The 24678-nt window shown below is 73.1% G+C and carries 21 protein-coding genes; 6 read left to right on the top strand and 15 right to left on the bottom strand.

Going from position 1 to position 24678, the window contains the following annotated elements; genetic code table 11:
• Positions 1-25: 25 nt before the first annotated feature.
• The 5 genes from OG730_RS37000 to OG730_RS36980 form a co-directional block, all read right to left on the bottom strand.
• On the bottom strand, positions 26-400 hold the full coding sequence (locus OG730_RS37000; protein ID WP_327308360.1) for a hypothetical protein: 375 nt from the start codon (positions 398-400) through the stop codon (positions 26-28).
• A gap of 81 nt (positions 401-481) precedes the next feature.
• A complete protein-coding gene (locus OG730_RS36995) occupies positions 482-892 on the bottom strand; it encodes a roadblock/LC7 domain-containing protein (protein ID WP_327308359.1) in 411 nt (136 codons plus the stop codon).
• Positions 893-963: 71 nt separating this feature from the next.
• On the bottom strand, positions 964-1743 hold the full coding sequence (locus OG730_RS36990; RefSeq protein WP_327308358.1) for a transcriptional regulator: 780 nt from the start codon (positions 1741-1743) through the stop codon (positions 964-966).
• Complete coding sequence (locus OG730_RS36985; protein WP_327308357.1) at positions 1740-2138, bottom strand: hypothetical protein; 399 nt, start codon at positions 2136-2138, stop codon at positions 1740-1742. The genes OG730_RS36990 and OG730_RS36985 overlap by 4 nt, the downstream gene beginning before the upstream one ends.
• Positions 2139-2346: 208 nt before the next feature.
• Positions 2347-2661, bottom strand: a complete 315-nt coding sequence (locus OG730_RS36980; RefSeq protein WP_327308356.1) for a helix-turn-helix domain-containing protein — start codon at positions 2659-2661, stop codon at positions 2347-2349.
• Between the two features lie 104 nt (positions 2662-2765).
• Between OG730_RS36980 and OG730_RS36975 the strand changes: the two genes are divergently transcribed.
• A complete protein-coding gene (locus tag OG730_RS36975) occupies positions 2766-3260 on the top strand; it encodes a LysR substrate-binding domain-containing protein (protein ID WP_327308355.1) in 495 nt (164 codons plus the stop codon).
• Positions 3261-3313: 53 nt separating this feature from the next.
• On the opposite strand, the gene OG730_RS36970 is transcribed toward OG730_RS36975, so the two are convergent.
• On the bottom strand, positions 3314-4267 hold the full coding sequence (locus OG730_RS36970) for a DUF4304 domain-containing protein (protein ID WP_327308354.1): 954 nt from the start codon (positions 4265-4267) through the stop codon (positions 3314-3316).
• A gap of 137 nt (positions 4268-4404) precedes the next feature.
• Here OG730_RS36970 and OG730_RS36965 point away from each other — a divergent pair, with 137 nt between their 5' ends.
• On the top strand, positions 4405-5724 hold the full coding sequence (locus tag OG730_RS36965; RefSeq protein ID WP_327308352.1) for a M48 family metallopeptidase: 1320 nt from the start codon (positions 4405-4407) through the stop codon (positions 5722-5724).
• A gap of 9 nt (positions 5725-5733) precedes the next feature.
• Here the strand turns inward: OG730_RS36965 and OG730_RS36960 are convergent, their stop codons facing one another.
• Positions 5734-6462 carry a DUF6461 domain-containing protein gene (locus OG730_RS36960; protein WP_327308351.1) on the bottom strand — a complete coding sequence of 243 codons (729 nt, stop codon included), beginning with the start codon at positions 6460-6462 and terminating at the stop codon, positions 5734-5736.
• A gap of 108 nt (positions 6463-6570) precedes the next feature.
• Complete coding sequence (locus tag OG730_RS36955) at positions 6571-7134, bottom strand: TetR/AcrR family transcriptional regulator (RefSeq protein ID WP_327308350.1); 564 nt, start codon at positions 7132-7134, stop codon at positions 6571-6573.
• Positions 7135-7289: 155 nt separating this feature from the next.
• Here OG730_RS36955 and OG730_RS36950 point away from each other — a divergent pair, with 155 nt between their 5' ends.
• Positions 7290-8540, top strand: a complete 1251-nt coding sequence (locus tag OG730_RS36950) for a helix-turn-helix domain-containing protein (protein ID WP_327308349.1) — start codon at positions 7290-7292, stop codon at positions 8538-8540.
• Here OG730_RS36950 and OG730_RS36945 read toward each other — a convergent pair.
• From OG730_RS36945 to OG730_RS36935, 3 genes are all read right to left on the bottom strand, one after another.
• Positions 8431-10398: an APC family permease gene (locus OG730_RS36945; protein WP_327308348.1), complete on the bottom strand. Its 1968-nt coding sequence runs from the start codon at positions 10396-10398 to the stop codon at positions 8431-8433. The two genes, OG730_RS36950 and OG730_RS36945, sit on opposite strands and share 110 nt — an antisense overlap.
• A gap of 231 nt (positions 10399-10629) precedes the next feature.
• Entirely contained in the window at positions 10630-11100 is a 471-nt protein-coding gene (locus tag OG730_RS36940; RefSeq protein WP_327308347.1) for a (2Fe-2S)-binding protein, read from the bottom strand.
• A gap of 18 nt (positions 11101-11118) precedes the next feature.
• Entirely contained in the window at positions 11119-13443 is a 2325-nt protein-coding gene (locus OG730_RS36935) for a xanthine dehydrogenase family protein molybdopterin-binding subunit (protein WP_327308346.1), read from the bottom strand.
• A 633-nt stretch (positions 13444-14076) separates the two neighbouring features.
• On the opposite strand from OG730_RS36935, the gene OG730_RS36930 reads away from it, so the two are divergent.
• The gene (locus tag OG730_RS36930; protein ID WP_327308345.1) at positions 14077-15504 is read left to right on the top strand and encodes a PP2C family protein-serine/threonine phosphatase; all 1428 of its coding nucleotides are present in this window, start codon (positions 14077-14079) and stop codon (positions 15502-15504) included.
• 108 nt (positions 15505-15612) lie between these two features.
• Here OG730_RS36930 and OG730_RS36925 read toward each other — a convergent pair whose 3' ends face one another.
• Positions 15613-17094, bottom strand: coding sequence for a DNA-binding protein NsdB (locus OG730_RS36925; protein WP_327308344.1), 1482 nt, complete (start codon positions 17092-17094; stop codon positions 15613-15615).
• A 230-nt stretch (positions 17095-17324) separates the two neighbouring features.
• Here OG730_RS36925 and OG730_RS36920 point away from each other — a divergent pair, with 230 nt between their 5' ends.
• Positions 17325-18449, top strand: a complete 1125-nt coding sequence (locus tag OG730_RS36920; RefSeq protein ID WP_327308343.1) for an aminoglycoside phosphotransferase family protein — start codon at positions 17325-17327, stop codon at positions 18447-18449.
• A 308-nt stretch (positions 18450-18757) separates the two neighbouring features.
• Positions 18758-20485 (top strand): 3-oxosteroid 1-dehydrogenase, encoded by a 1728-nt coding sequence (kstD, locus tag OG730_RS36915; RefSeq protein ID WP_327309570.1) that lies wholly within the window; start codon positions 18758-18760, stop codon positions 20483-20485.
• Between the two features lie 31 nt (positions 20486-20516).
• On the opposite strand, the gene OG730_RS36910 is transcribed toward kstD, so the two are convergent.
• The 3 genes from OG730_RS36910 to OG730_RS36900 form a co-directional block, all read right to left on the bottom strand.
• Positions 20517-21017: a hypothetical protein gene (locus OG730_RS36910; protein ID WP_150520950.1), complete on the bottom strand. Its 501-nt coding sequence runs from the start codon at positions 21015-21017 to the stop codon at positions 20517-20519.
• Positions 21018-21392: 375 nt separating this feature from the next.
• On the bottom strand, positions 21393-24092 hold the full coding sequence (locus OG730_RS36905; RefSeq protein ID WP_327308342.1) for an ATP-binding protein: 2700 nt from the start codon (positions 24090-24092) through the stop codon (positions 21393-21395).
• Positions 24093-24222: 130 nt separating this feature from the next.
• A complete protein-coding gene (locus tag OG730_RS36900) occupies positions 24223-24657 on the bottom strand; it encodes an ACT domain-containing protein (RefSeq protein ID WP_327308341.1) in 435 nt (144 codons plus the stop codon).
• Positions 24658-24678: the final 21 nt, after the last annotated feature.

Genomic DNA, 24678 nt, shown 5'->3' with positions numbered 1-24678 from the left:
CGCCCGCCACCTCGCCGTCATCGGGTCAGACTTCCAGCTCCGCCTCGATCTTCTTCAGCTGGTGCCGTGCCATCGCGAGATTGGCCCGCGTCTTGTCGAGCGCGAGGTAGAGGAAGAGCCCCGCGGAGCCCCGGCCCTTCAGGAGCCGGATCAGGTGGTACTGGCTTCCGAGGGTGATGAGGATGTCCTCGATCTCGTCCTTCAGACCGAGCATCTCCATCGTGCGGAGCTTGGCCCGCACCACGTCGGTGTTGCCGGCCGCGGCGACCGTGAGGTCGAGGTCCTTTCCGCCGCCGATGGTGCCGAGGGCCATACCGCTGCTGCAGTCGACCAGGGCGACGCCGAGCACGCCTTCGATGCTGGTGGTGGCTTCCTTGAGCGATGTCTCCACATTGGCCATGGCTGTTCCCTTTTCTCTTCGGTGTCCTGGACGTTCTCGGTCGGTACGTTCGGTCGGTACGGGTGTACGTGGTCGACGGGATCAGGAGCCCGGGCCGCGGCGGCCGAGGCTCTGGTCGATCAGCTCCGCTATGCGCAGGCTGGAACGGCGGGCCTCCAGGTGGAGCCGGCCGACGTTGACGCGCGGCTCCGCGATCAGGGTCAGCACCGCCGCATCGCCCGCCGCGTAGGTGGCGACGTAGCCGCCCTCCCCGCGCACGAGCAGCTCGCGGAACCCGCCCTGCCCCGTACAGTCGCTGAGGCGCTGGGCCACTCCGAGGGCCGCGGCGGTCAGCGCCGCGACGGATTCCGCCTCGGCGGCGGCACTGTCGTGGGCCAGGACCAGGCCGTCGACGCTCGCGGCGAGGGCGCCGCCCAGCTGCGGGACCCGGGCCCTCAGCCGGCGGAGCTCGGCGAGTATCTCGGCCTCGGCTTCGGCGGGCACCGTACTCATGTCGGACCTTCTCCTTTCGGACTGCCGCCGCTCGGAACGGTCGCCGCGCTGGGCGGGTCGCAGCGGGAGCCTCACAGGCTTGCCTCCAGTGCGTCGCGTAACCGGCGCAGCAGCGCCACGTCCGGGGACTGCGCCTGCGTCATCCAGTCGGGCAGCGGCGCCTCCGCCGCGGCGGCGGGTGCCGGCGCGTGCGGGGTCTCGACCAGCCCGGCCGCCGCGAGGCGTCGTACGTCGAGCAGGGTGTGAAAGGCCGGCCGGCCCAGCACCCAGGCGAGGTCCGCCGGTGTCCGCACCCCGTCGGCCAGGTCGAGCAGGATCCGCTGGCGGGCGGTGACTGTCTGCCCGGGGGCGGCGGCCCGGGGCACGACCGGGGAGGTGTCCAGCAGCGGATAGGGCCAGACCGCGTCGAGGAGTTCCCGGCGGCGGCAGGTCTCCCGCTCGACGGCGGCGGCCGGAACGGAACGGACGGAGCCGATCCAGTGGGTGGCCCCGCGCCGGAAGCGGGAGGGGCCGCTGCCCGGGGAGAGGGCGAAGAAGGCGGCGTCGAAGATCGCGGCGAGGTGGCATATCTCCAGCTCGCCGCCGGCGAGCCCACCGCTGTCGACGAGGAACCGGGCGACTTGCCGGCGGGCGCCGGCCTCGTTCACGGCTTCGGTCCAGCGCTCGTGGGTGAGGCCGCCGCCGGTGGTGAGCAGGACCTCGAGTCCGGGGGTGGCCGGGCTCTCCGCGTGCACCACGCGGCCGTCCTCCAGGAAGAGCGTGCCGCGCTCGCGGAACAGGGCGCCGGTCGCCCGCTCGGCGGCGAGCCGGGTGAGCAGCGGGGAGACGGCCACCGTGGCGACGGCGCTCATTTCAGCACCAGCTCCTCGGCCAGGGCCCGGAGTCTGTGCCGGGCCAGGGCGAGGTTCCCGTCGGTCCGGTCGAGCCACAGGTGCAGGAACACGCTGCTGTCGAAGCTGGTCTCGACGAAGCGGAGCACGTGGTAGCCGGTCCGGGTGGTGACGATCAGGTCCTCCACGGGCGGACCGGCGCCGTCCGGCGCCTCGGTCCCGTCCGGGGCGAAGGACTCGTACTCGGCGGCCGCCCGGGCCAGCTCGGCGGTCTCGGCAGCGGTGGTCTCGTGGTCCCCCACCGGTGACTCCCCGGCGGTGCCGAGGGCCAGTCCGCTGCTCCAGTCGACCAGCGCGGCCCCCCTGGCACCAGGCAGGGCCATGGCTTCGAGCAGGCATTCGTCGATCCCGGGCACGCGGGCTCCCCTCCCGGCCGGACCGTGCGTGGTGCACGGGCTACGGCGCGACAGAAGGGAACTTACTCAAGTTCCACACTGTGGAAGGGCGTTCTGGCATTTTCCGCTGGAACATGCGCGATGGCACGTGACAGCTTGGCCGGAACCCCACACATTTTGATCATTAACTTCGAACACGCGCCCCGAACTCCCCGCGCGCGGCCCGCCGTCACGAGGCGAGCGGCAGATCGTCCGAGAGCCGGAAGGATCCGCCCTCGCGCTGTACGTAGCCCTCGTGGCTGAGGGTGCGCAGCAGGTGGTACACGGTGGGCAACGGGATTCCGGTGAGCCGGGCGAGCCGCTTGGCGGTCGCCCCGCCCTCCGCGTACATCGCTTCCACGAGCCGCAACGCCCGCTGTACGGAACCGATGAGGGTGGGAGCGGTGGTGGTGGCGCTGCCGCTCTCCGCGCTGTCCGCCTTGTCGGTGGCGTCCGCCTTGCCGGCGGTGTCCGCGCTGCCCTTCGGGCTGTGTTCGGTACCCATGAGTGGTCCCCCCTGCTCCGGTACGAGGCCTGGCAAACCCATCAAAGTCGCTCACCGGCCGCAAAACCAGCGGACGCGCGTAAACCTGAGCATAAGATCAACTAATGCTCGACCCCCGGAAACTGAAGCTCCTCGGGGACGTCGCACGCACGGGCACCATCGCGGGTGAGGCCGCGGAGGAGGCGCTGCGCGATATCGCGGGGCTGCGGGACGGCCAGTTGCGGGTCGCCACCTTCGCTTCGGCCGCGGAGCCCTTCACGGTGCCCGCGCCGGCCGCGTTCCGGCGGACCCACCCGGGGCTCGACGTCAGCCTGACCGAGCTGGAGCCGGAGCTGGCCCTGCCCTCGCTGGCGGCGGGCAGCCTGGACCTGGCCGTCACCCACCAGTACCCCCACCTCCCGGAGCCGGACCTGCGCGGGCTGCGGCAGGTGCTGCTGCGCCGGGAGAAGCCGACTTCGCGGTCGCGCTGGTCCCGCAGAGCGCGGCGGAGCGGCGCGCGGAGATCTCCTTCCACGACATCGCCGAACCGGCCCATCTCGTACGGGACATCTACGCGACCGTCCGGACCGGGGACCGCGGCCCGGCGACCGAGTCGATGATCCGGCACCTGGCGCGGCAGCTCGGCGGCTGACGCCCACGGCTCCGGGCCGGATCAGATGCGGGCCGGTGTCCATCCCTCGATGTGCCAGGGCTCGCCGACCGTCAGCGCGTGCGGCGCGCCGGAGACGGTGAGGCAGGCCTCGCGCGGGGAGCCCTGTTCGAAGGTGAGCCGCAGGGAGCCGTTGCCGGTGACCTCGGCCGTGTTGATCCGGCACAGGGCCAGTTCGCCGAGGAGCGCCAGCGGATGGCCGGGGAGCATGCTGCCGGGGCTGGCGGAGACCCGGACGTCGCCGTCGGCGGCGATGCCGACCCGGACCGAGCCGAAGAGCGGCTGCTCCAGCCGCCAGGGCGCGTCGATCACGATCCGGGCTTCCGTGTCGGTCAGCTCGTCGTGGACGGTGAGGAAGGGCGAGGCCCGCCGGCGTTCGCCCGTCTCCAGGACGAGGGCGCCCTCCAGGTCCACGGGCAGGGGGGCCACCCCGTTCGCGACGGGGAACGGACCGCTGTCCACCCGCAGGCACACCGGGTCCAGACAGTCGGGCACCGGATCCACCACGGGCCCGGGCAGCGGCGGCCGGTCGGTCACCTCGCCCCACAGGGCGGGGACGGCGTGGCGCAGCACCACGTCCGTGACCTCGTCCGCGACGCGGGCGGCGGTGCGCTCGTCGGTGATGGTCCACCAGTGGTCGTGCGGATGGCCGAGGAGGCGCCCGATCCTGGCGTGCCAGCCGACGGGGCCGATCCGGTTGGCGCTGAGCCGGGTCCCGAGGGCCGGCCGCAGCCGCCGCAGGGCCTCGTGTTCCTCGTACGGGACCGCGCGCAGGTTGATGGTGAACCTGCATTCGGCGGCCCCGGACGAAGCGCTCCGCTGGAAGCCGAGCAGCGCGTGGTCGGGCTCGGCGGCGCGGAGCCGGTACTCCAGTCCCGTTCCGGCGAAACCCGCGTCGTGCAGGACCGGGGCGATCCGCTCGCGCAGCGTCTGGTGGAACAACTCGGTCGCGTTCACCCCCGTAGTGTCACAAGACGCGCCCTCCCGACCAAAACCGGCCATCCTCGGGCGCCCGCAGCGGCCTGAACAGGCCCCTCTATTCTTCGCGGACCGCGGATCACGGCTGGTCGGCGGCGGGGAGGGGATCAGCGGACATGGAAACCGTGAGGCAGAGCCTCGGCGGAGTGGACGGCGAGGGGGTACGGCCGTGCCCGGAGTGCGGGACCGGGGCCACCGTGCACGCGGCGTACGTCACCTGGTGCGCGGCCTGTGACTGGAACGTGGATCCGGGCGCCCCGGATCCGGACCGGGGGCGCCTCGCGCAGGTCCGGCGGCGGCTGGCCGGGCGGCACGGGGAGCAGCTGGCGGAGGAGATCGGGCGGGGCGGGAGCGGGGCCGGGCCGGGCGGGCCGGACGGCTCGACCGTCCTGGCCTTCGGGCTCGCGCTGCTGGTGCACGGGGTCACCGCGGGACTGTTCCTGGCCGCGGCCGTACTGATCATCGGCGGGTGGCACACGGGCATCCAGCCGGTGCTCGGCGTCGTGCTCCTGGTGGCCGTGGCGCTGCTGCTGCCCCGGCCGGGCCGGCTCCCGAAGGGGCAGCCGGTGCTGTACCGGGCGGACGCCCCCGCACTCTTCGGGCTGATCGACGAGGTGGGCGCGGCCGTCGGGACGACGGGAGTGCACACGGTGGTGGTGGACACCTCCGTCAACGCCGCGGTCAGCGCCTACGGGTACCGCGGCCGCCGCGTGATGGTCCTGGGACTCGGGCTGTGGGAGATCCTCACGCCGCAGGAGCGCGTGGCCCTGCTGGGACACGAGCTCGGGCACTTCGCGAACGGCGACGTCCGCTCCTCGTTCCTGATGCACGGCGCCCTGCGGTCCCTCGCCGAATGGCACTCCGTCCTGGGCTCGGTGAACCACGGCAGCATCGTGGACTGGTTCCTGAACGCCCTGACGTTCCTGCCGCGCTGGACGGTCTACGGGCTGATCCACCTGCTCGACGGCCTCACCATGCGGGCTTCGCAGCGTGCGGAGTACCTGGCCGACGCCGGCGCGGCCCGTGCCGGTTCCAGCGCGGCGGCCATCACACTGCTCGACCGGCTCCTGGTCAGTGACGGCGCCGAGGCACATCTGCGGCGCGAGTCGATCACGGCGGCCCGGGCCGGCGGCGGATCCGCGGGACGCGAGGCGCGGGAGGCCGCCGAACGGGAGCTGTGGGAGCGGCTGGCCGCGCGGATCGACTCCGTCCCCGAGATCGAGTACGAGCGGCTGCGCAGGGTCTCGGCCCGGCGCGGGCACAGCGTCGACGACACGCACCCGCCGACCCACCTGCGCCGTCGCTGCCTGGCCACGGCCGACCCGCAGCCCGCCCGGGTCGTCTGGGACGGGCCTCGGGCCCAGGCGGTCGCGGCCGAGCTGGCTCCGGCCCGCGCCGTGCTGGGCCGCCGGGTGATCCGGGACCACGCCGGCTGAACCGACGGCCTACTGCGTGCAGGTCACGAAGGCCGGGAGTGGGGTCTCCTCGACGAGGCGGCGGGGAAGGGACAGCGCGAAGCGGTGTTCCAGTACGGCGAGGGTGAGGCGGTCGCGCTCCTCGTGCGGTTCGTCCTCGGGGCGGCCGTAGCAGCCGTCCGGGGTGAGGATCTTGGCCTCGACCAGCTCCGGCAGGAGGAAATCGGGCCGGTGGCCGCCGCGCCAGTGCTCCTCGCCGATGCCGAAGCAGCAGACCAGCTCGCCGTCCCGGGCGTACGCGAACTGCTTGGGCGGGTGATCGGGCTGCGGGTCGAGGTACACGGCCTCGACCCCGGAGCCGGAGACCTCCGCGAGGCGGTGCGCCCCGGCGGGCACTCCGTGCTCCACGGCGAAGGACCAGCCGCCCCAGCTCCCGACCCGGGCCACGCCGTCACCGTCCAGGGTCTCGGTGACCATGCTCCACGCGTCGATGGCCCCGAGCGGCCCGGGGCGCAGGTCCGGCAGGGCGCCGAGCCGCACGGCCAGTTCCTCGGGGCCGATGCCCCGGGCGAAGGTGAGGCCGACGTACCAGGCGCTCCAGCCCGCCAGCCACTGGATGCCGGCGCCCGGGCCGCGAGCGCTTCCGCCCGGGCCGCGAGCGCTTTCGCCCGGGCCGCGAGCGCTTTCGCCCGGGCCGCGGGCGCTTTCGCCCGGGCCGCGGGCGCTTTCGCCCGTTGCCCGCCCCGTCCTGTCCGCCATTGCCACGGTCCCCTCCCGCGATCTCCGCGATGCGAGCCGGTCGTACCTGTCCCGCCGGTTCCGCCCGTTGTGACGGTCCTGCCGGAAGCAGTCCTACCGGCACGATAGTCAGTCGGCGGGGCCCTCCGGGAGGAGGCGTTCGACCATCGTGTCGATGAGCCCTTCCACCGCGTGGGGGTCCAGCAGTCCCGGCACGGTCAGGTCGTCCACGATCAGCCCGAGCATGGCCAGGTAGATCAGGACCACACCCTGCCGGTCCCCCGGCAGTCCCGCCTCCAGGTGCCAGGCGATGTTCGCCTCCAGTTCGGCGCCCTGGAACCCGGCCAGCGCCTCCTGGAGTTCCGGTCGCCGGGTGGCCTCCAGCCGCAGTTCCAGCATCGCGGTGTGGACGCTGCGCTCGCGGCGCATCCGCTCCAGGAGCCGGCGCAACAGCAGCTTCGTGTCGAACGGGCCGGTCAGGTCCGCCGGATCGGGGGTCAGCCGCTCGCGGGTGCGGCGCAGGATCTGCACGAGGAGCTGGGCGCGGTTCGCGAAGTAATTGGAGGAGGTGCCGGTCGGAACCCCGGCCTCCGTGTCCACCGCGCGCAGGGTCAGCCCCCGCGAGCCCTCGCGGGCGAGGACTTCGATGGCGGCGTCGAGCAGCGCGGCACGGCGCTCGGGGTTCTGGCGCATGGGTGGATCCCTGACGGTGTGGACGTGGCTGCGGACGTGGCCGCCGGTATGACCGCCGCATATGCACTGCACGTGCAGTGCTTCGGACACGCTAGCGGACACCGCCTCGTCGCGGCCCTCCCCAGCACCCCCCGCGACGTGCCACCCTGCCCGTCATGGAGCGGATCATCGGGGAGATACGCGAGGACCTGGACCGCCGGCTGGCCGTGGCTGCCGAGCGGCTCGCCGACCGGTCGCCGGACGGGGAGCCTGCCTGCGCCGTCTACGTCGCCCTGCTCGGCCGGGCCGCCCTGCGCGAGCGGGTCCACCACTTGCTCCGCCAGGCCGTCGACGGCCTGCTCCGCGAGGCCCGCGGCCTGCCGCTCGAGCTTGCCGAGGCCCGCGCCGACGGGGAGCTCCGCGCCCGGCAGGGGCTGCCCCTGGACTCCCTGCTGCGCGTCCACCGGCTCGCCGGCCGGCTGCTGTGGCAGGTCCTGACCGAGGCCGTCGCCGCCCACGACCGGGCGGCGCTGCCCCGGCTGCTGCCCGGGGCGCCCGCACTGTGGGACGTGGTCGACCGGATGGCGGACGCGACGGCCGAGTCCTACCGCCGGGCCGACGCGGTGCGCGGCGACCGCGAGCGGGAGCTGCGGGGGGCCCTGCTCGACGCCCTGTTCGACGGCGGCGGTCCCGCGGGCCGGTCCGCCGAGTCGGCGCGGCGGCTCGGGCTGCCGGAGCGCGGCCGGTTCGCCGTGGTGGTCCTCGACTCCGGGGACGGCGCGGGGACGGTCCCGGCCGGAGGCGCCCCGCGCGTGCTGTGGCGGATCCGGGCCGACGGGGAGACCGGCCTGGTGGACCTGGGCCGGCTCCCGCTCGCCTCCGTGACCGGTCTGCTCGCGCCCCTCGGCTTACGGGCCGGGGTGAGCCCGGTGGTGGAGACTCCGGGCGAGCTGGCCGGGGCCCGCCGGCTGGCCGTCCTCGCGCTGCGCGCGGCGCCGGGAGCCGACGGTCCGCACACCGCCCTGCTGGACGAGCGGCTGCCGGCGGCGCTGGTCGCGGCCGAGCCCGAGCTCGCGGGCCGGCTGCGTCAGGTGGTGCTGGGTCCGGTCCTGGCGCTGGCCCCGCAGGACCGCGGGGTGCTGCTGACCACCCTGGGCACCTGGCTGCTCTGCCGGGGCTCGACCACGTACGCCGCCCAGCGGCTGTACTGCCACCGCAACACCGTCTCGAACCGGCTGCGCCGCCTGGAGCAGCTCACCGGCCGCTCGCTGGCCGATCCCGCCCACGTCGTGGAACTGGCGCTGGCCCACACGGCGGTCACCCAGCGCCCGGCCGGGTCCCCGCCCCCTCCTGACGCTCCCCCTTCTCCTCCGGCCTCGCGGACTCCAGCAGGTACGGCACGTCGATCACCGCGACCCCGGGCGTGAACAGCAGGCGCGCCTTGAGCCGCAGCGCGTTCTGGTTGTGCAGGGGCTGCTCCCACCAGTGCCCGACCACGTACTCCGGGATGACCACGGAGAGCATGTCCGTGCCCTCGGCGGCCGCCTGCTCCTGTACGTAGGCCAGCACGGGTCCGACCACCTCGCGGTACGGGGAGTGCAGCACCTTGAGCGGGATGCCCGGGTCGTGGTCCGCCCAGTCCGCGCGCAGCCGGATCACGCTCTCCTCGTCGGCGGCCACCGAGACGGCCGTCAGGGTGTCGGGGCGCAGCCCCATGGCGAAACCGAGGGCCTTGAGGGTGGGGGCGTGCACGGACGCGACGAGCACGACGACGTGGTGGCGGGCGGGCTTGCGGGGCTTGACCCCGGGGGCGACGGCGAGTTCGCGGGCCACGGTGTCGTAGTGGCGGCGTACGCCCTTCATGCCGATGAAGAGCAGCGGCATCGCGATGACGACGAGCCAGGCGCCGTGGGTGAACTTGGTGATCAGGACGATGACCAGGACCACGAAGGTCATGGTGGCGCCGACCGCGTTGATGGCGAGCCGGCGGTGGATGTGGATCCGCTGCTCCTTGCGGGTCTCCGGGGAGGCGAGCTCCTGCTGCCAGTGCCGGACCATGCCCGCCTGGGAGAGGGTGAAGGAGACGAAGACGCCGATGATGTAGAGCTGGATGAGGCGGGTCAGCTGGGCGTCGAAGGCGATGATCAGGCCGATGGCGGCGAGGGCCAGCAGGACGACGCCGTTGGAGTAGACGAGCCGGTCGCCGCGGTTGAAGAGCTGGCGGGGCACGTACCGGTCCTTGGCGAGGATCGAGGCGAGCATCGGGAACCCGTTGAAGGCGGTGTTGGCGGCGAGGATCAGCACGCCGGCCGTGACGGCCTGGAGCAGGTAGAACATGAAGTGCCAGCTGCCGAAGGTGGCCCGGCCGATCTGGGCGAGCGCGGTGGACATCGGGGTTCCGGGGGCCAGGCCCAGCTCGGTCGGGTCCGCGGCCACGTGCACCTTGTAGCTCATCGCGAGGACGGTGATCCCGGCGAACATGGTGACGGCGAGCACGCCCATGGCGGCGAGGGTGGTCGCCGCGTTCTTGCTCTTGGGCTTCTGGAAGGCGGGGACGCCGTTGCTGATGGCCTCGACGCCCGTGAGCGCGGTACAGCCGGAGGCGAAGGCCCGCAGTGCGAGGAGCACCACCGCGAGGCCGGCGTAGTTGCCCTCGGCGGTGATCGGCAGCTCGGCGGATTCGGCGCGGATCGCGTCGCCGGTCGCGAGCCGGTAGGCGGCCACCGCGAACATCAGGTAGATGACGAGGACGAAGCCGTAGGTGGGGACGGCGAAGACCCGGCCGGATTCCCGTACCCCGCGCAGGTTCATGAGGGTCAGCAGCACCACAAAACCCACCGACAGGGGGACTTCGTGGTCGGAGAGGGAGGGGATGGCCGAGGTGATGGCGGCGACGCCGGAGACCACGGAGACGGCGACGGTCATGACGTAGTCGACGAGCAGGGCGCTCGCGGCGGTGAGGGCGGCGGTCTGGCCGAGGTTCTTGGAGCTGACGATGTAGGCGCCGCCGCCGCCCGGGTAGGCGTAGCAGGTCTGCCGGTAGGAGGCGACGACGACCACGAGCAGGAACACGATGGCGGCGGCCGCGTACCAGGCGAGGTGGAGCAGCGCGACCCCGCCGAGGGCGAGGATCAGCAGGATCTCCTCGGTGGCGTACGCCACCGAGGAGAGCGGGTCGCTGCAGAAGATCGGGAGCGCGAGCCGTTTGGGCAGCAGGGTCTCGCCCAGACGCGCGGTGTCGAGCGGTTCGCCGACCAGCACACGTTTCGCATTGATACGCCTCATTCAGGCATGATCAGCCAAAAACGTGCGGATCTGTCCCATATCGACCCTGTGTCATGGGGTGAACCGCCTAGCCGTCTCTTTCGGATCTTGTCGGCCGAGCTCGTGGCGTCTGGTGCCGTGCCTGGGCGTGCTGTCGGGGCGCTCGCGTACTGGGCGTACGTGGTCGCCTCGGCAGTGCGGCCAGGCGCGGTGCCAGGCGTCGCGGGCCCGACAAGATCCGAAAGAGACGGCCTAGATCTTCGGCGCCGCCATCTTCGCCGCCGCGCTGCGGATGGCCTCCCGGATCCGGAAGTACGTGCCACAGCGGCAGATGTTGGCGATCGCGTCGATGTCCTCGTCCGTGGGCGCGCTCGTCCGCTGCAGCAGCGCGACGGCCGCCATGATCTGACCGGGCTGGCAGAAGCCGCACTGGGCGACGTCCTGTTCGAGCCAGGCCTCCTGCACCGGGTGCAGGTCCTCGCCGTCCGCCAGCCCCTCGATGGTGGTCACCGCCTTCCCCGCGCACGCGGAGACCGGCACCACGCACGGGCGGACGTCCACCCCGTCGAGGTGGCTGGTGCAGGCCTTGCAGACGTCCACTCCGCAGCCGTATTTGGGGCCGCGCACGTTCAGCATGTCGCGGAGCACCCACAGCAGGGGCAGATCGTCGGGGGCGTCCACGGTGACGCTCTGCCCGTTGACGGTGAAGGTGTGCGAGGGCACGGCTCGGCTCCTGGCTGACTAGCGCGGGTACGGGGTGAAGTCGACGTCGAAGTCGAGGGGGAAGCTGCGCGGCTTGGTGCCGGTGGCCCGGGCGTAGGCGTTGGCGATGGCGCCCACGGCGGCGGGCAGGCCCAGCTCGCCGGCCCCGCCGGGCTCGGTTCCGGTCGCCGGGAGCACGAAGACGCGTACGTCCTTCGGGGTGTCGCGCTGCCGCGCCCAGTGGAACTGGCTGTAACTGCCTTCCAGCGGGAGCCCCTTGTCCAGGTGCAGGCCGGCCTTCAGCGTGGTCGAGATCGCGTCGGTCAGGCCGCCGATCATCTGCGCCTCCAGACCGCGCGGGTTGACGGGCAGGCCCACGTCGACGGCGATGACGGCCTTCGTGACGCGGATGTGTTCCGGGTCCCTGGTGTCGATCTCGACCAGGCAGGCCGTACGGGACTTGTACTCCTCGTGGAAGGCGATGCCCTGGGCGCACCCGGCCGGCACGGCCCGGCCCCAGCCCCCTTCGGTGGCCACCTTGTCGAGGACGGCGCGCTGGGCGGCCGTCTTCAGGAAGGTCCGGCGGAACTGGTACGGGTCCCGGCCGGTCGCGGCGGCCAGCTCGTCCACCACGATCTCCTCGGCCCCGCGGGTGTTCGCCGAGTACACCGAGCGCCAGGACCCGGTGGGAACGCCGGTCGGGACCTCGGTGAGCGCCTGCGTGGTGAGCCCGAAGTGGTACGGGGACTTGATCGTGGTGAGGAAGAGGGTCTGGGCGAGGGTGGCGTTGCCGATGCCGAGCGGGAGGCTGGCGGCGGTCGCGGTGATGATCTCGCCCAGTCCGTGCCGGAAGTCGGTCTCCGCGGCGGCGACCCGGTGTTCGAAGCTGAGCACCTCCCCCAGCGCGTGAGTGGCCCGGATCTTGTGGTGGGTGGCCGGGCGCATCCGGCCGTGCCGGGTGTCGTCCACCCGGGTCCACATCAGCCGGACCGGGCGGCGGCAGGCCTTGGAGATCCGGGCCGCTTCCAGGGCGGCGTCGAAGAACAGCCGCCGGCCGAAGGAGCCGCCGGCCTGCACCACGTGGACGGTGACCTTGTCGAGGGGCAGGCCGAGGTCGGCGGCGATCGTCTCGCGGGCCACGATCGGCGATTTGAGCCCGGACCAGATCTCGGCGCGGTCGTCGCGGACATCGGCGACGGCCGAGTTGGTCTCCATCGGGGCGTGGCTGACGAAGGCGAAGTCGAACTCCGCGTCCACGTGCGCGGTGAGCAGCGGCGGCACGAGCAGCGGCGGGGTGGCGGCGCGCAGCTTCGTCCGTACGGCCGCGTCCGAGAGCTGGTCGGCCGGGCCCGGGCCCCAGGTGACCTGGAGGGCGGCCTTGGCGTCGAGGGCCTGACCGAAGGTCTCGGCGACGACCGCGACCCCGGTGGCGATGGTGACCACGTGCAGGACGCCGGGCATGGCCCGGACGGCGGCGAGGTTGGCGACGGAGCGGACGCTGCCGCCGAGCGTGGGCGGGCGCCGGACCACGCAGGGCTTGGCCCCGGGCACGTCCAGGTCGAGGGTGTAGCGCTGGGCCCCGGTGACCATGGCGCGGGCGTCGATCCGGCTGGTGGGCCTGCCGACCAGGGCGTGCTTCGCCGCCGGCTTGGGGGTGGCCCCGAGGACGATCAGCGCGGGGTCGGCGGCCGCCGCGGCGAGGGAGCCGTAGGAGGCGGTGCGGCCGTCGGGGGCGCGGACGGCGCCGTTCGCCGTGGTCAGGGTGGACGCCGGGAGGCTCCAGCGCACGGCGGCGGCCGCGACCAGGCGGGCCCGGGCGGTGGCGGCGCACTGGCGGACCGGACCGTAGAGGGAACGGATGGAGTTGGAGGATCCGGTGAGCTGATTGAAGAGCAGCTCGGGTCGTGCGTCGTCCAGTTCCACCCGTACGGAGGCCAGCGGGGCGTCCAGTTCCTCGGCGACGAGCATGGCCACGGCGGTGGTGAGCCCCTGGCCGACCTCCACGCGCGGCAGCCGGAAGCGGACGGTTCCGTCGGCCTCCACGACGAGCGCGAGCAGGGCGGAGGTGGGGGCGCCGGCCAGGATGAACAGGTCACCGAGGTCGATCAGGTCCGCGATGGCGGGCAGGGTCGGGATCACGGCGTGCGCGGGCTGCGGCGCGAGGAGGTCGGCGCCGGCGCGGGTGACGAGGGCGAGGGTCGGGGCGGCGATCAGATAGGTGAGGAAGGACCGTCGGCTCTGCCCGTGGGCGGGGCCGTTCCCGTCGGTCGGTGCGGGGCCGTTCCCGTCACTCGGTGCGAGCCCGTTCCCGTCGGCCGGCGCGGGGCCGTTCCCGTCGGTCGGCGCATGGCTGTGCCCGGTCATGTCGTTGTGTCCCCACCCTGCGCGGCCTGCCCCAGCGAGCCTCCCCGGCTCATTACCGGCACGTAGAGTAGCCATTCGGGGGTTCGTGGGGAAGTCCGGATCACCTCCTGGACGAAATCGCGGACGGCTCGGGGTCCTTCGTTCGGGGGGCGCCGGCATCGCCGTGTTGATCCGGGTCCCGCGATGTCCTTCGCCGGTCCGGCGGGGCGCCGGCTTCGTACACCTCGGCCGTACGATCGATCACCGCCGTCCGACAGGCCGCTTTCCGGCCGCGGTCGGACGACGCGGGCGGACGGCGCGGGCGGACGGCCGGCGGAGCACGACGGAGCTGCCGGAGGCCGCCCACAACGCGCTCCGGTGGGATCCCGCAGGAACGGATCACCCTGCGACGAGCCGGTACGGGCAAGGGCCGGCGGGGTTGCCACAGCGGCCCGCCGGCATCGGCTGACCGGATTCGTTCGCACACTCCAGGAGGGCCGGAAGGCCTCAGGCATATGCCTGGTGCAAGTCCGCCTCAGATGTTGCCAAACGCCTTACAGGCCGTCGCCTGCTGTGCCACAGTCGTCACCGGCCCTTCCTTCAGAACCGGTCCCTCCTCAGACTTGGCCGTGCCGCGCCTGTATCGGAGTTCAGATGCCGTCCCACTTGTACGCGGACCGCCCCGCGCAACCCCCCGAGCCAGGGTCGGTGGACGCGCTGATCTCTCAGACCCGACAGCTCCGGGGAGAAGTCGACGCGGTCCGCCGCGACACCGTGGTCGACGACGACGACGCCCAGGGCCGCTGGCAGCGCGCGCTGTGCGATCTCGCCGTCCACCACCTCGACGACCTCCGCGCCCACCTCGGCCAGCTCAAAGAGGGACTGCCGCCCACCTCGGCCGAGTCCGCCGCGCTGCCGCAGGCCGCTCCCGAGACCGGAGCCGAGGCACAGCAGACCAGGGTCGGCAGTGCCGAGTGGAACCTGCTGACGGACGAGGTCAGTTGGTCCGACGAACTCTTCCAGATCTTCGGCCGCTCCCCCGAGGCCGGCGCGCTGCCCCTCGACGAACTGGGTTCCACCCTGTTCGCCGAGGACCAGCCGCTGCTGACCGCGATGGTGACAGCCTGTCTGGTGGACGGCAGGCCGATCGACGGCGAGTTCCGCATCGTCCGGGCCGACGGCCGGGTCCGGACGCTGCACATGAGGGGCGAGCCGGTACTCGACTCCGACGGCTGCACGGCCTCCATGTGGGCCGTGCTGCGGGACGTGAGTGAACTGCGCCGGAGCCAGCGGGCGGTGCGCGAGTCCCGGGACTCGCTGCAGCGCCGGCAGGAGATCGCGCAGACCGAGCGCCGGCTGGCGGTCGAGCTGCAGGAAGCCGTGCTCCCCCCGTGGCGCGGCTCCCTGCGGTTCCCGCACGACAACACCAGGGCACTGGACGTCGCGGCGCACTACCTGCCCTCCGCGACCAGCGCGCTCATCGGCGGCGACTGGTACGACGCGCTCGAACTCCCGCACGGGCACTCGATGCTGACGGTCGGTGACCTCACCGGCCACGGGGTGACCGCCACCTCCGGCATGGCGATGATGCTCGGCGCCCTGCGCGGGATGGCGATGGCGGGCATCGAGCCGGGCCCGCTGATGGGCTGGCTGAACCAACTCCTGGAAACCTCCGTCCAGCCCGCGCTGGGATCCGCGGTGTGCTGCCGCTACGATCCCGCGCGCCGGGTGCTGTCCTGGGCGCAGGCCGGCCACCCCGCCCCGCTGCTGTTCCGGCGCGGCCAGGGCCGCTCCCTGCTGCCGCCCGAGGGCGTCCTGCTGGGAGCGACCTCCGGAGCCGCGTACGGCCAGGCCGAGGAGCGGCTGGAGGTGGGCGACGTCCTCGTCCTGCACACCGACGGACTGACGCCGCGCAGCATCGAGTTCAGCAAGGCCGACGGGACCGAACGGCTGCTGGCGCTGGCACCGCACTTCTCCGCCGCCCGGTCGGCCCAGGACTGTGTGCGCCTGGTGATCGGGGAGTTCGGCGAGGGTGAGCGCGAGGACGACGCCTGCGTGCTGGTGGCCCGGATCGGCTCGTAGCGGGCAGCGGGTCGCGTACGCTTCGCGGGATTCAGGGCCGCGCCGGAAGGCGCGGCCCTTCTCGTCGTGGGACCTCTCTCGTCTTGGTCGGACCGTCGGCCACCGCTCTCAGACCGACCGCGCCACGGGGCTGTTCGGGAGCGCCAGCTTGATCTCCTCGCGGAGCTCCTCGATGCCGGCGAATCCGGAGTAGTGCCCCGTCAGCCGGTACATCTCGCGCAACCGGTCCCATGTCCGGTGCGAGGAGGTCTCGTTCATCGAGACCAGCGCCAGCCGGGCGTAGCGGTCGGCCTGTTCCGGGTCGTCGGCGATGAAGCAGGCGGAGGCCATCGAGATGTAGTCGAAGATCTTCGAGCGCTGGTGGCCGTCGGCCCTCAGCCGCAGGGCCTCCTGCGCGTGCTGTTGCGCGATGGTCGCCGCCGAGGGGTCGTGGTCGGCGAGGGTGCGGAAGGCCAGCGCCTGCATGCCGTGCAGATCGGCCTCGTCGAAGTGCTGCATCCAGGACGGCGGAGGCACGTCACCCGAGGTGGACACGAACAGGTCCTCGGCCTCGCCCAGGGTGCGGCGCATGGCCTGCCCCTTGCCGAGGGCGGCCTGTGCCCAGGCCTCGATGGTGTGCAGCATGGCGCGGGTCCGCGGCAGGGTCTGCTCGCCGGAGCCGGACTGTGCCAGCTTCATCAGGTCGAGCGCCTCGTTGGGCTTGCCCAGGTGGACCATCTGACGGGCCGCGCGGGACAGCGCCTCCCCCGCGCGCGGCCGGTCGCCGCCCTCGCGGGCCGCGTGCGCGGCGATGACGAAGTACTTCTGCGCGGTGGGCTCCAGGCCCACGTCGTGGGACATCCAGCCCGCCAGAACCGCCAGGTTGGCTGCCACCCCCCACAGCCTGCGCTGGAGGTGGTCGGGGTGGTGGTACGCGAGCATGCCGCCCACCTCGTTGAGCTGCCCGACCACGGCCTTGCGCTGGAGGCCGCCGCCTCTGGAGGCGTCCCAGGCGCGGAAGACCTCCACCGAACGCTCCAGCGCCTCGATCTCCTGGGAGCCGATGGGCGCCGCCTCGTAGCGGTCGTAGCCCGCGGAGTCGGCCTGGAAGCCGTCACCGTGGCGCTGTACGTCCTTCGCGCGGGCGGGGTCGGTGTGGAGCCAGTCGTGCATGGCGTTGCTGAGGGCTGAGCCGGCGGTGAGCGCGGCACCCGCGCTCATCAGACCGCGACGGTTGAGCATGAGGTCCATTCCCGTGAATTCGGTGAGGACCGCGGCTGTGCGTTCGGGCGCCCAGGGCATTCCGTCGGGGTTCTCCTGCTCCCCGTCCGGTTGCTGTTTGGCGGTGCGCCGTTGTCGTACGAACCCGAGGTCCTCGATGGTCACGACACGACCGAGCCGCTCGGTGAACAGTGCTGCCAGTACCGTGGGCACCGGTTCGCGCGGGGTCTCCCCCATGTCGATCCAGCGCCGCACCCGCGAGGTGTCGGTGGCCAGCTGGTGGTGGCCCATCGAGGCCGCCTGCCGGTTGACCATCCTCGCCAGTTCGCCCTTGGACCAGCCGGCCAGGCCGAACAGGTCGTTCAGACGGGTGTTTGGACCTTTGCTCACGTCAAGCCCCCAGGTTCTCGGCTGAGTTGACAGTAGCCCCCCGTCAGATGCCGAGCGACTATTCGCCAGGGTTCGCCAGGGCACGCAATGTGGTCCGCCACCCACGCCGGGGTGTCAGGTAGGAATGCGCCTCCCCGACCCGGTCACCGGCGGAACTCCCCAGGGTGATGCACGGGATCCGGCGGGGCGGCGTATGCAACTCGTCGGCGCACGAAGGGATCCGTAACGCCATGTACGCAGCCACGTCCTCCGTGTCCGCCCCGGTCCGGCCGCACCGCACGCTCCCCGCGGGCGGCGGCCCCTACCTCGAACCCGGCCGCCCCGCCGCCCCGCCGCAGGGCGCCGTACGGGCACGGCGCATGCCGGGTATGGGATCGCAGCCGCTCAGCGGAAGAATCGACCTGTCGGGCCCGCAGGGCGCGCAGTTGCGCACCGCACTCGCCTCCGTCCAGCGCATCTGTCCGGAGTTCGCGCCCGTCCAGGTACTGCGCCGCAGCGGCCGTTCGGTCCTGCTGGTGGGAACCACCGGACGGATGACGGCCGTAGCGAAGGTTTTACTGGATCACTCGCCCGAGTGGCGCGAGCGGTACCGGCACGAAATAGCGACGTACCGGACGTTCGTCCGGCACCGCCCGCAGGTCCGGGTGCCGCGGCTGATCGCCGCCGATCCGGAGAACTGCGTACTGATCATCGAGCGGATGGCCGGCCGGGTCGCCGCGCTCCAGCGGCATCCGGTGGAGGCCCCGCCGCGGGCCGACCTGCGGGCCGCGCTCGGAGCGGTGCGCCAGGTGAACGGCTGGCGGCCCGCCGACGAGCTGTTCGGGCGGCCGCTGGACTACGACCGGCGGATCGCCCGGGACTACCAGCTGGGCCTGCTGACCGACCGTGACTTCGGCGATCTGCAGAAGCTGCTGCACGGCGTGAAGATGTCGGGCAACCCCTGGCAGTTCAACCACGGCGACGCGCTGCTGTCGAACCTGCTGCTGTCCCCGACGGGTCCGGTGCTCCTCGACTGGGAGCACGCGGGCTGGTACCGGCCGGGCTACGACCTGGCCACCCTGTGGACGGTACTGGGCGACGCCCCGGCCGCTCGGGCCCAGATCAGCCGCCTGGCGCAGGCGGCCGGACCGGCCGCGCGGGACGCGTTCCTGGTCAACCTGATGCTGGTGCTCACCCGGGAGATCCGGATGTCGGAGACGGCCGTGCAGCGCTCGATGCTGGCGGCCACGCCGACCCAGGCGCCGCAGGCCGGCTCCCCGTCCTCGGGCGAGGAGCAGCGCCTGCTGCTGCGCCGCCTGCACGACGACGCGGGCATGGCCCGCAGGGCGGTCCGTGCGGCGGTGGGCACGCGCTGACCCCGGCCGCGCACCGCGCGGTCGCCCACTGAAGCCCGTGCCGCACACACCCGGTGTGTGCGGCACGGGCTTTCGCGCGTCCGGGCCCCGAGTGCGACCGGCGCGTATGCCTTGACTTCACATGATCCCCCGAACACCTTTTCTGACTCAGCATCAGAATGCTGGATCCGTCCCCCTCACCCCCTCTCCGCTGGAGCCTGCCCATGACCGCGAGAACCGCCTCCGCAGCGAGTTCCGTACCGAGTTCCGATGCGAGTCCCGATCCGAGTACCGATCCGAGTTCGCCCCTCCCTTCCCGCCGGACGGTCATGGCCGGGGCGGGGGCCGGCGTACTGGCCGCCGCCCTGCTGCCGGCCGTCGCCGCCCGCGCGGCCGGTGAGCCCTCGCTCGGCGAGTACGACGTCGTCGTGGTCGGCTCCGGGGCCTCCGGGATGACCGCCGCGCTCACCGCGGCCAAGCGGGGCCTGAGCGTGCTCGTGATCGAGAAGGCCCCGACCTTCGGCGGCTCGGCCGCCCGGTCCGGCGCCGGGATATGGCTCCCCAACAACTCGGTGATCCTGGGCGCGGGCGTCCCGGACACCCCGGCGAAGGCGGCGCAGTACTTGTCCGCCGTGGTCGGCAACGGCTCCTCCCCGGACCGGCAGGCGGCCTTCCTCGCCAACGGCCCCCGGATGCTGGACTTCGTGATGGCCAACAGTCCGCTGCGCTTCCGCTTCATGGACGGCTACAGCGACTACTACCCGAACCTCCCCGGCGGGCTCCCGAACGGCCGCTCCATCGAGCCGGACCAGATCGACGGGAACATCCTCGGCGCCGAACTGGCCCACCTGAACCCGGCGTACATGCCCGTGCCGGCCGGCATGGTGGTGTTCAGCCAGGACTACAAGTGGCTCAACCTCGCCGCCGTCAGCGCCAAGGGGCTCGCGGTGTCCACGGAATGCCTGGCGCGCGGCACGGCTGCCGCGCTGTGCGGGCAGAAGCCGCTGACGATGGGCCAGGCCCTGGCGACCGGCCTGCGGGCGGGCCTGATCCAGGCCGGGGTTCCGGTGTGGCTGAACAGCCCGCTCGTGGACCTGGTCCAGGAGGCCGGCGCGGTCACCGGCGTCGTGGTGGAGAAGGCGGGCGTACGGGGCGTGGTGCGGGCCCGCAAGGGTGTGGTCATCGGTTCGGGCGGCTTCGAACACAACGCCGAGATGCGGGCCCAGTACCAGCAGCAGCCGATCGGCACCCAGTGGTCGGTCGGCGCGAAGGAGAACACGGGCGACGGGATCCGGGCGGGCCAACGGGCCGGTGCGGAGCTGGCGTTGATGGAAGACGCATGGTGGGGCCCGTCGATCCCGCTCCCCGCCGAACCCTACTTCTGCCTGGCGGAACGGACCCTGCCCGGGGGCCTGATGGTCAACGCGAAGGGCGCCCGCTTCGTCAACGAGGCGGCCCCGTACAGCGATGTGGTGCACGTGATGTACGAGAAGGACCGGGGTGCGGTCGGCTCGCACATTCCGGCGTGGCTGATCGTGGATCAGAACTACCGCAACAAGTACCTGTTCAAGGACATCCTGCCGACGATCGTCTTCCCCGATTCCTGGTACCAGGCCGGGGCGGCGAAGAAGGCGTGGACCTGGGACGCGCTCGCCAACCAGATCGGGGTGCCCGCGGCCGCGCTGCGCTCCACCCTCAACCGGTTCAACGCGCAGGCGTGGAACGGTACCGACCCCGATTTCCACCGGGGCGACACCGCGTACGACCACTACTACACGGACCCGGGCGTGACGCCGAACTCCTGTCTCGCCCCGGTCTGGGCGCCGCCGTTCTACGCCTTCAAGATCGTGCCGGGTGACCTGGGCACGAAGGGCGGCATCGTCACGGACGCACGGGCGCGAGCGCTGCGCGCGGACGGGTCCGTGATCCGGGGCCTGTGGGCGGCGGGCAACGCGAGTGCGGCCGTGATGGGGCACAGCTACGCGGGAGCCGGCTCGACGATCGGTCCCGCGATGACGTTCGGCTACGTGGCCGCCAACGACATCGCGGACGCGTGACCGGCCGGCCCTGTCGGACCGGCCCTGCCCGCTAGCCCTGCTGGAAGAGCTCGGCCGGGAGCGGCTTCAGCAGCGCGTAGAGGTCGTCCGTGATCGGACGGTCCCAGCTCGCGATGGTGACCAGCACGTTGTCACTGCGGTCGAACTGCACGCAGCTGATCCGGCTCTCGGAGAGCTTGATCTTCCGGACGATGAGGAGGTTGTCGCCCTGCATGACGGGGCAGTCCTCGGCACCGGTGACCTCGACGTCCTCGTCGTTCTCGAGGGCGTCGAGGAGCTGGGCCACCTCGAAGGGGACCTGGCCCTCGGAGAGGTCGCGCGCGGGGGAACCCTCGGGGAGGTTTCCGATGATCATCGCGGGGCCGCGTCCGCCGAACAGGTCGTAGCGGAGGAACACACCCTGGCAGCTGCCGTCGGGCGCGGGCAGCAGCCCGGCCCCGAGATTGCCCGGCCAGTCCCCCGGGTCCATGGCCAGGACGTCGAAGTCCGGGCCGGCGGGTGTGGCGGCGCGGTGGCGGCGGAGGAAGGACATGCCGCAATGGTACGTGCCCCGCCGCCTTTCCCGGCCCCGCACCCCCTGACCCGGGCCCTCCGACCCCCGACCCCCCACGACGGCGGTCCCGCCGCGCGGGGCGAAGTCCCCGACCCGCCCTTCGCCCGTTCCCCGGGGCTGCGGCCCGTTCCCCGGGGCTGCGCCCCGGACCCCGCGCCTCAAACGCCGGCGAGGCTGGATTTGGCCGACGTCAGCGAAAATTCAGCCCCTCCGGCGTTTGAGGAGCGGGGGGTCCGGGGGCTGGCCCCCGGGAACGGCGCCGCACCCGGCGGGGGTCCGGGGCGCAGCTTCGGGGAACGGGCGAAGGGTGGGTGGGGGACAGCCCCGCAGGCCCGCCCGGCCCCGGCGGGCCGGTCAGTGGACAGGCGCCGGGCCAGGGTCGGGCACGGGGAGGCAGGGCAGGGCGCCGCCCAGGGCGAGCAGCGCGTCCGTGGCGGTGGCCACCAGGCCGTCCGCACCGCAGGCGCGGGCCGCCACAACCGCCCGCCGCAGGGTGTCGGCGTCCCCCCGCTCCTCCCCCAGCGCGGCCAGCGCGAGCGCCAGCTCGTACGCCGCCGGCGAAGCCGACAGGACCTCCACCCCCTCCTCCAGGAGGACCGCCCGGTCCCCCGGCGCAGCCACCTCCGCGGCCACGCGCAGGGCCTGGCCGATGCCGGACGCGGCTCCGAAGGCGCGGGCCCGGCGTACCGCCTCCCCGGCCAGCTCCCGCGCCCGCGCCGGGTCCTGCGCGGCCACCGCCCGGGCCAGGTGGAGCCGCCACGGGCACCAGGACGGGTTCTGGATGCCCCGGGGGGTCAGCCGCCGGTCCACGGCCTCCAGCTCCGCCGCGGCGGCCTTCGCCTGGCCGCGGGCCAGCAGCAGTTCCGCGTAGACGGTCTGGGAGTCGGGGAAGACGACCGCCGCGGGGAAGGGCTCCCCGTACTCGTGCTCGCGCACCAGCTCCCAGGCCTCGTCCGCCCGGCCCCGCGCCAGCAGCGTGGTGACGAGGATCGCGATGGCGTACCAGTGCACGGGCGTGCGCCGCCCGACGCGCTCGGCGAGGCGCAGTCCGGCCCGCGCCAGCTCCTCCGCCTCGGCCAGCCGTCCCCGGCGGTAGCGGATGTAGGCGCGCAGGCTGTAGGCGAAGGACAGGTGGGCGCCGCGCCAGCCCTGCCGTTCGAACTCGGCGGTGCCGGCCTCGAAGAGCTCCTCGGCCCGCTCCGGCCGGTCGGCGTACATGTGCACCATCGCGACGAGCACCGGGACCTCGAAGCCCCGGTCCGCGTACGCCCAGCTGAACTCGGTCTCCAGGACCCGCCCGGCGTGGTGGAGCACCACGTCGACCGGCTCCCCGCGCAGGCAGGCGTCCCAGGCGCGCAGGCCGATGACGTACCGCTCGGTGAGGTCCCGCCCGCCGAGGCGGTCCGCGAGCTTCGCGAGCCGCCGGGAGCGCGCCGGGGAGTCCGGCTCGGCGGCGTTGAAGGCGTCCCACATGAACTGCTCGGACTGCAGGCGCAGCCGGCCGCGTAGGTCCTGGGTGTACGGGATCTCGCGCGCGAGGCATTCCGAGGCCTCGGCGAGCCGGTCGCTGTGCGAGAGCACCTGGGCCAGCCGGATGACGATGCCCTGGCGCAGTGCCGGGTCCTCGAAGGGCTCCGCGAGGGCGGCGCGCAGGTGGTTGACGGTGTTGGCGGGCTCGGTGAGCAGGGAGGCGCAGCCCAGTTCGTACAGGACGTGCGCGCGCTCGTCGAAGTCCGGGGGTTCGCGCAGGGCCCGTGCGAGCTGGCGGCGGGCGGCTTCGGGGGCGCCGGCCCGAAGGTTCTCGCCGGCGGCCTCGCGCAGGGTCCGTACGACCCAGGGGTCGCTCTCGGGATGGGTCTCCAGCAGGTGCCGGGCCGCGGCGGAGGGCCCGAGTCCCGCGTCGACGACGGCCGCGGCGGCCTTGCCGTGCAGGGCGACGCGCAGGGCGTCGGGGATCGCGCGGTATATGGCGGTGGCGATGAGCGGGTGGACGAACTCCAGCCCGGCTTCGTCCGCTTCCTCGGCGGCGCCCGACAGGATGCGCGCGTCGCGCAGCCGGCCGGTGGCGTCGACGGCCTCCTCGGTGCCGAGTCCGGCGACGCGGGCGGCGAGTTCCCGGGGGATGTCGGTGCCGAGGACGGCGCAGGCCCAGGCGAAGCGGACGGTGGAGGGGCCGAGGCTGTGCAGGCGGGCGACGAGGCCGCTGCCGCGCTGGGCGGCGGCGAGGTCGCGCAGCAGCGGGGCGCTGGCTTCGACGGGGGCGAGGCCCTTGTCCCGGACCTTGGCGGTGAGCTCGACGGCTTCGAAGGGGTTGCCGGTGGTGACGGCCCAGGCCTCGCGGCAGAACACCTCGTCGGCGTGGTCCCCGACGGCTTCGCGGATCAGGCCGGAGACGGCTTCGGCGGTGAGCGGTGCGAGGTCCAGCGGTCGGTGTCCCGCGCGGCCTGGCAGCGTACGGAAGGCCTCGGCGTGCGCGGGCAGTTCGTCGGGGCGGTAGGCGATGACGAGGAGGAGCGGAAGGTGTTCGGCGCGCGGGGCGAAGGCGGCGAGCCAGGAGAGGGATTCGGGGTCGGCCCAGTGGGCGTCGTCCAGGACGAGGGCGACGGGGGCGCGCTGTACGACGAGGTGGGTGAGGACCCAGTCGAGTCCGTCGCGCAGGCCCTGCGGGTCGGGCGGGGCGCCCTGTTCGGCCGCGCAGAGGCCGAGGGCGGGGCCGACGATGGAGTACCAGCTGCCGAGGGCCTCGCGCAGTTCGGCGTCGGAGGTGCCGGCCAGTTGGGGCTGGATGAGCTGGCGGGCGACGTGGAAGGGCTGGCTCTGCTCCTGTTCGCCGCCGCGTGCGGCGAGGACGGTGCAGGCCTTGGCATGGGCGCGGCGGCGGACTTCGGACAGGAGCGTGGTCTTGCCGAGGCCGGCGGGTCCGGAGAAGGCCAGCAGGGCTCCACCGGCGTCGGGGCCCGGGTCCGTGAGCTGGTCCAGGGCTTCGTCGACGGCGCCGAGCTCCGTGTCGCGTTCGAACATCGTGCGCCGTTTGCGGGTCCGGCGTTCCGTCATGGCTGGTACCCCCCAGGCCTGTTCGGGGGTTCAGCGTACGCCCGCGCACGCGCCCGGGAAGGCTCGTGGGACAAATAAAGCTGATCTTCTTTCGGGAAGCGCCGGACTGTGCTTCCCCGTCGGCTCAGACCTAAGCGGAGTCCTGTGCGGAGTCCTGTGCGGAGCGTTCCGCGAGCGCTTCCAGGACGGCCACGGCCTCGTCGGCCCGGTCGGCGTCCACGAAGAGGTGGTCGTGGTGGTAGCCGGCGATGACGTTGCAGCTCAGGCCGTGGGCTCCGAGTTCGGTGGCGAAGGCGGCGGTGAGGCCGACGGCGTCGAGGGAGGAGTGCACGCGCAGGGTGATCCAGCCCGCGGTGTAGGTGTACGGGAGTCCGGCCCCGTCCGCGTCCTCCTGGCTCAGCACGAGGGTGAGCCCCTCGGGTTCCAGGACGGAGGCTACGGGGGTGAGCCCGGCCAGGGCCTCCGGGTCGGTGTCGCCGGGGATCGTGCAGAACACGTACAGCCCGTCGTTCAGTTCGGGCCGCATTCCGCTCAGCAGCTTCCGCAGGTCGTTTTCTCCGCTCATGCACCCCACCGTACCGGCCAT

Source organism: Streptomyces sp. NBC_01298 (assembly GCF_035978755.1).
In the GTDB taxonomy this organism is placed as follows: Bacteria; Actinomycetota; Actinomycetes; order Streptomycetales; family Streptomycetaceae; genus Streptomyces.
This window is presented reverse-complemented; position numbering and strand designations above follow the sequence as displayed.

What these genes read in the sequence shown, in the direction of transcription:
- OG730_RS37000 (WP_327308360.1), bottom strand. Translation starts at nt 400, where the DNA reads ATGGCCAATGTGGAGACATCGCTCAAGGAAGCCACCACCAGCATCGAA.
- OG730_RS36995 (WP_327308359.1), bottom strand. Translation starts at nt 892, where the DNA reads ATGAGTACGGTGCCCGCCGAAGCCGAGGCCGAGATACTCGCCGAGCTC.
- OG730_RS36990 (WP_327308358.1), bottom strand. Translation starts at nt 1,743, where the DNA reads ATGAGCGCCGTCGCCACGGTGGCCGTCTCCCCGCTGCTCACCCGGCTC.
- OG730_RS36980 (WP_327308356.1), bottom strand. Translation starts at nt 2,661, where the DNA reads ATGGGTACCGAACACAGCCCGAAGGGCAGCGCGGACACCGCCGGCAAG.
- OG730_RS36975 (WP_327308355.1), top strand. Translation starts at nt 2,766, where the DNA reads ATGCTCGACCCCCGGAAACTGAAGCTCCTCGGGGACGTCGCACGCACG.
- OG730_RS36965 (WP_327308352.1), top strand. Translation starts at nt 4,405, where the DNA reads ATGGAAACCGTGAGGCAGAGCCTCGGCGGAGTGGACGGCGAGGGGGTA.
- OG730_RS36960 (WP_327308351.1), bottom strand. Translation starts at nt 6,462, where the DNA reads ATGGCGGACAGGACGGGGCGGGCAACGGGCGAAAGCGCCCGCGGCCCG.
- OG730_RS36955 (WP_327308350.1), bottom strand. Translation starts at nt 7,134, where the DNA reads ATGCGCCAGAACCCCGAGCGCCGTGCCGCGCTGCTCGACGCCGCCATC.
- OG730_RS36950 (WP_327308349.1), top strand. Translation starts at nt 7,290, where the DNA reads ATGGAGCGGATCATCGGGGAGATACGCGAGGACCTGGACCGCCGGCTG.
- OG730_RS36945 (WP_327308348.1), bottom strand. Translation starts at nt 10,398, where the DNA reads ATGAGGCGTATCAATGCGAAACGTGTGCTGGTCGGCGAACCGCTCGAC.
- OG730_RS36935 (WP_327308346.1), bottom strand. Translation starts at nt 13,443, where the DNA reads ATGACCGGGCACAGCCATGCGCCGACCGACGGGAACGGCCCCGCGCCG.
- OG730_RS36930 (WP_327308345.1), top strand. Translation starts at nt 14,077, where the DNA reads ATGCCGTCCCACTTGTACGCGGACCGCCCCGCGCAACCCCCCGAGCCA.
- OG730_RS36920 (WP_327308343.1), top strand. Translation starts at nt 17,325, where the DNA reads ATGTACGCAGCCACGTCCTCCGTGTCCGCCCCGGTCCGGCCGCACCGC.
- kstD (WP_327309570.1), top strand. Translation starts at nt 18,758, where the DNA reads ATGGCCGGGGCGGGGGCCGGCGTACTGGCCGCCGCCCTGCTGCCGGCC.
- OG730_RS36910 (WP_150520950.1), bottom strand. Translation starts at nt 21,017, where the DNA reads ATGTCCTTCCTCCGCCGCCACCGCGCCGCCACACCCGCCGGCCCGGAC.
- OG730_RS36905 (WP_327308342.1), bottom strand. Translation starts at nt 24,092, where the DNA reads ATGACGGAACGCCGGACCCGCAAACGGCGCACGATGTTCGAACGCGAC.
- OG730_RS36900 (WP_327308341.1), bottom strand. Translation starts at nt 24,657, where the DNA reads ATGAGCGGAGAAAACGACCTGCGGAAGCTGCTGAGCGGAATGCGGCCC.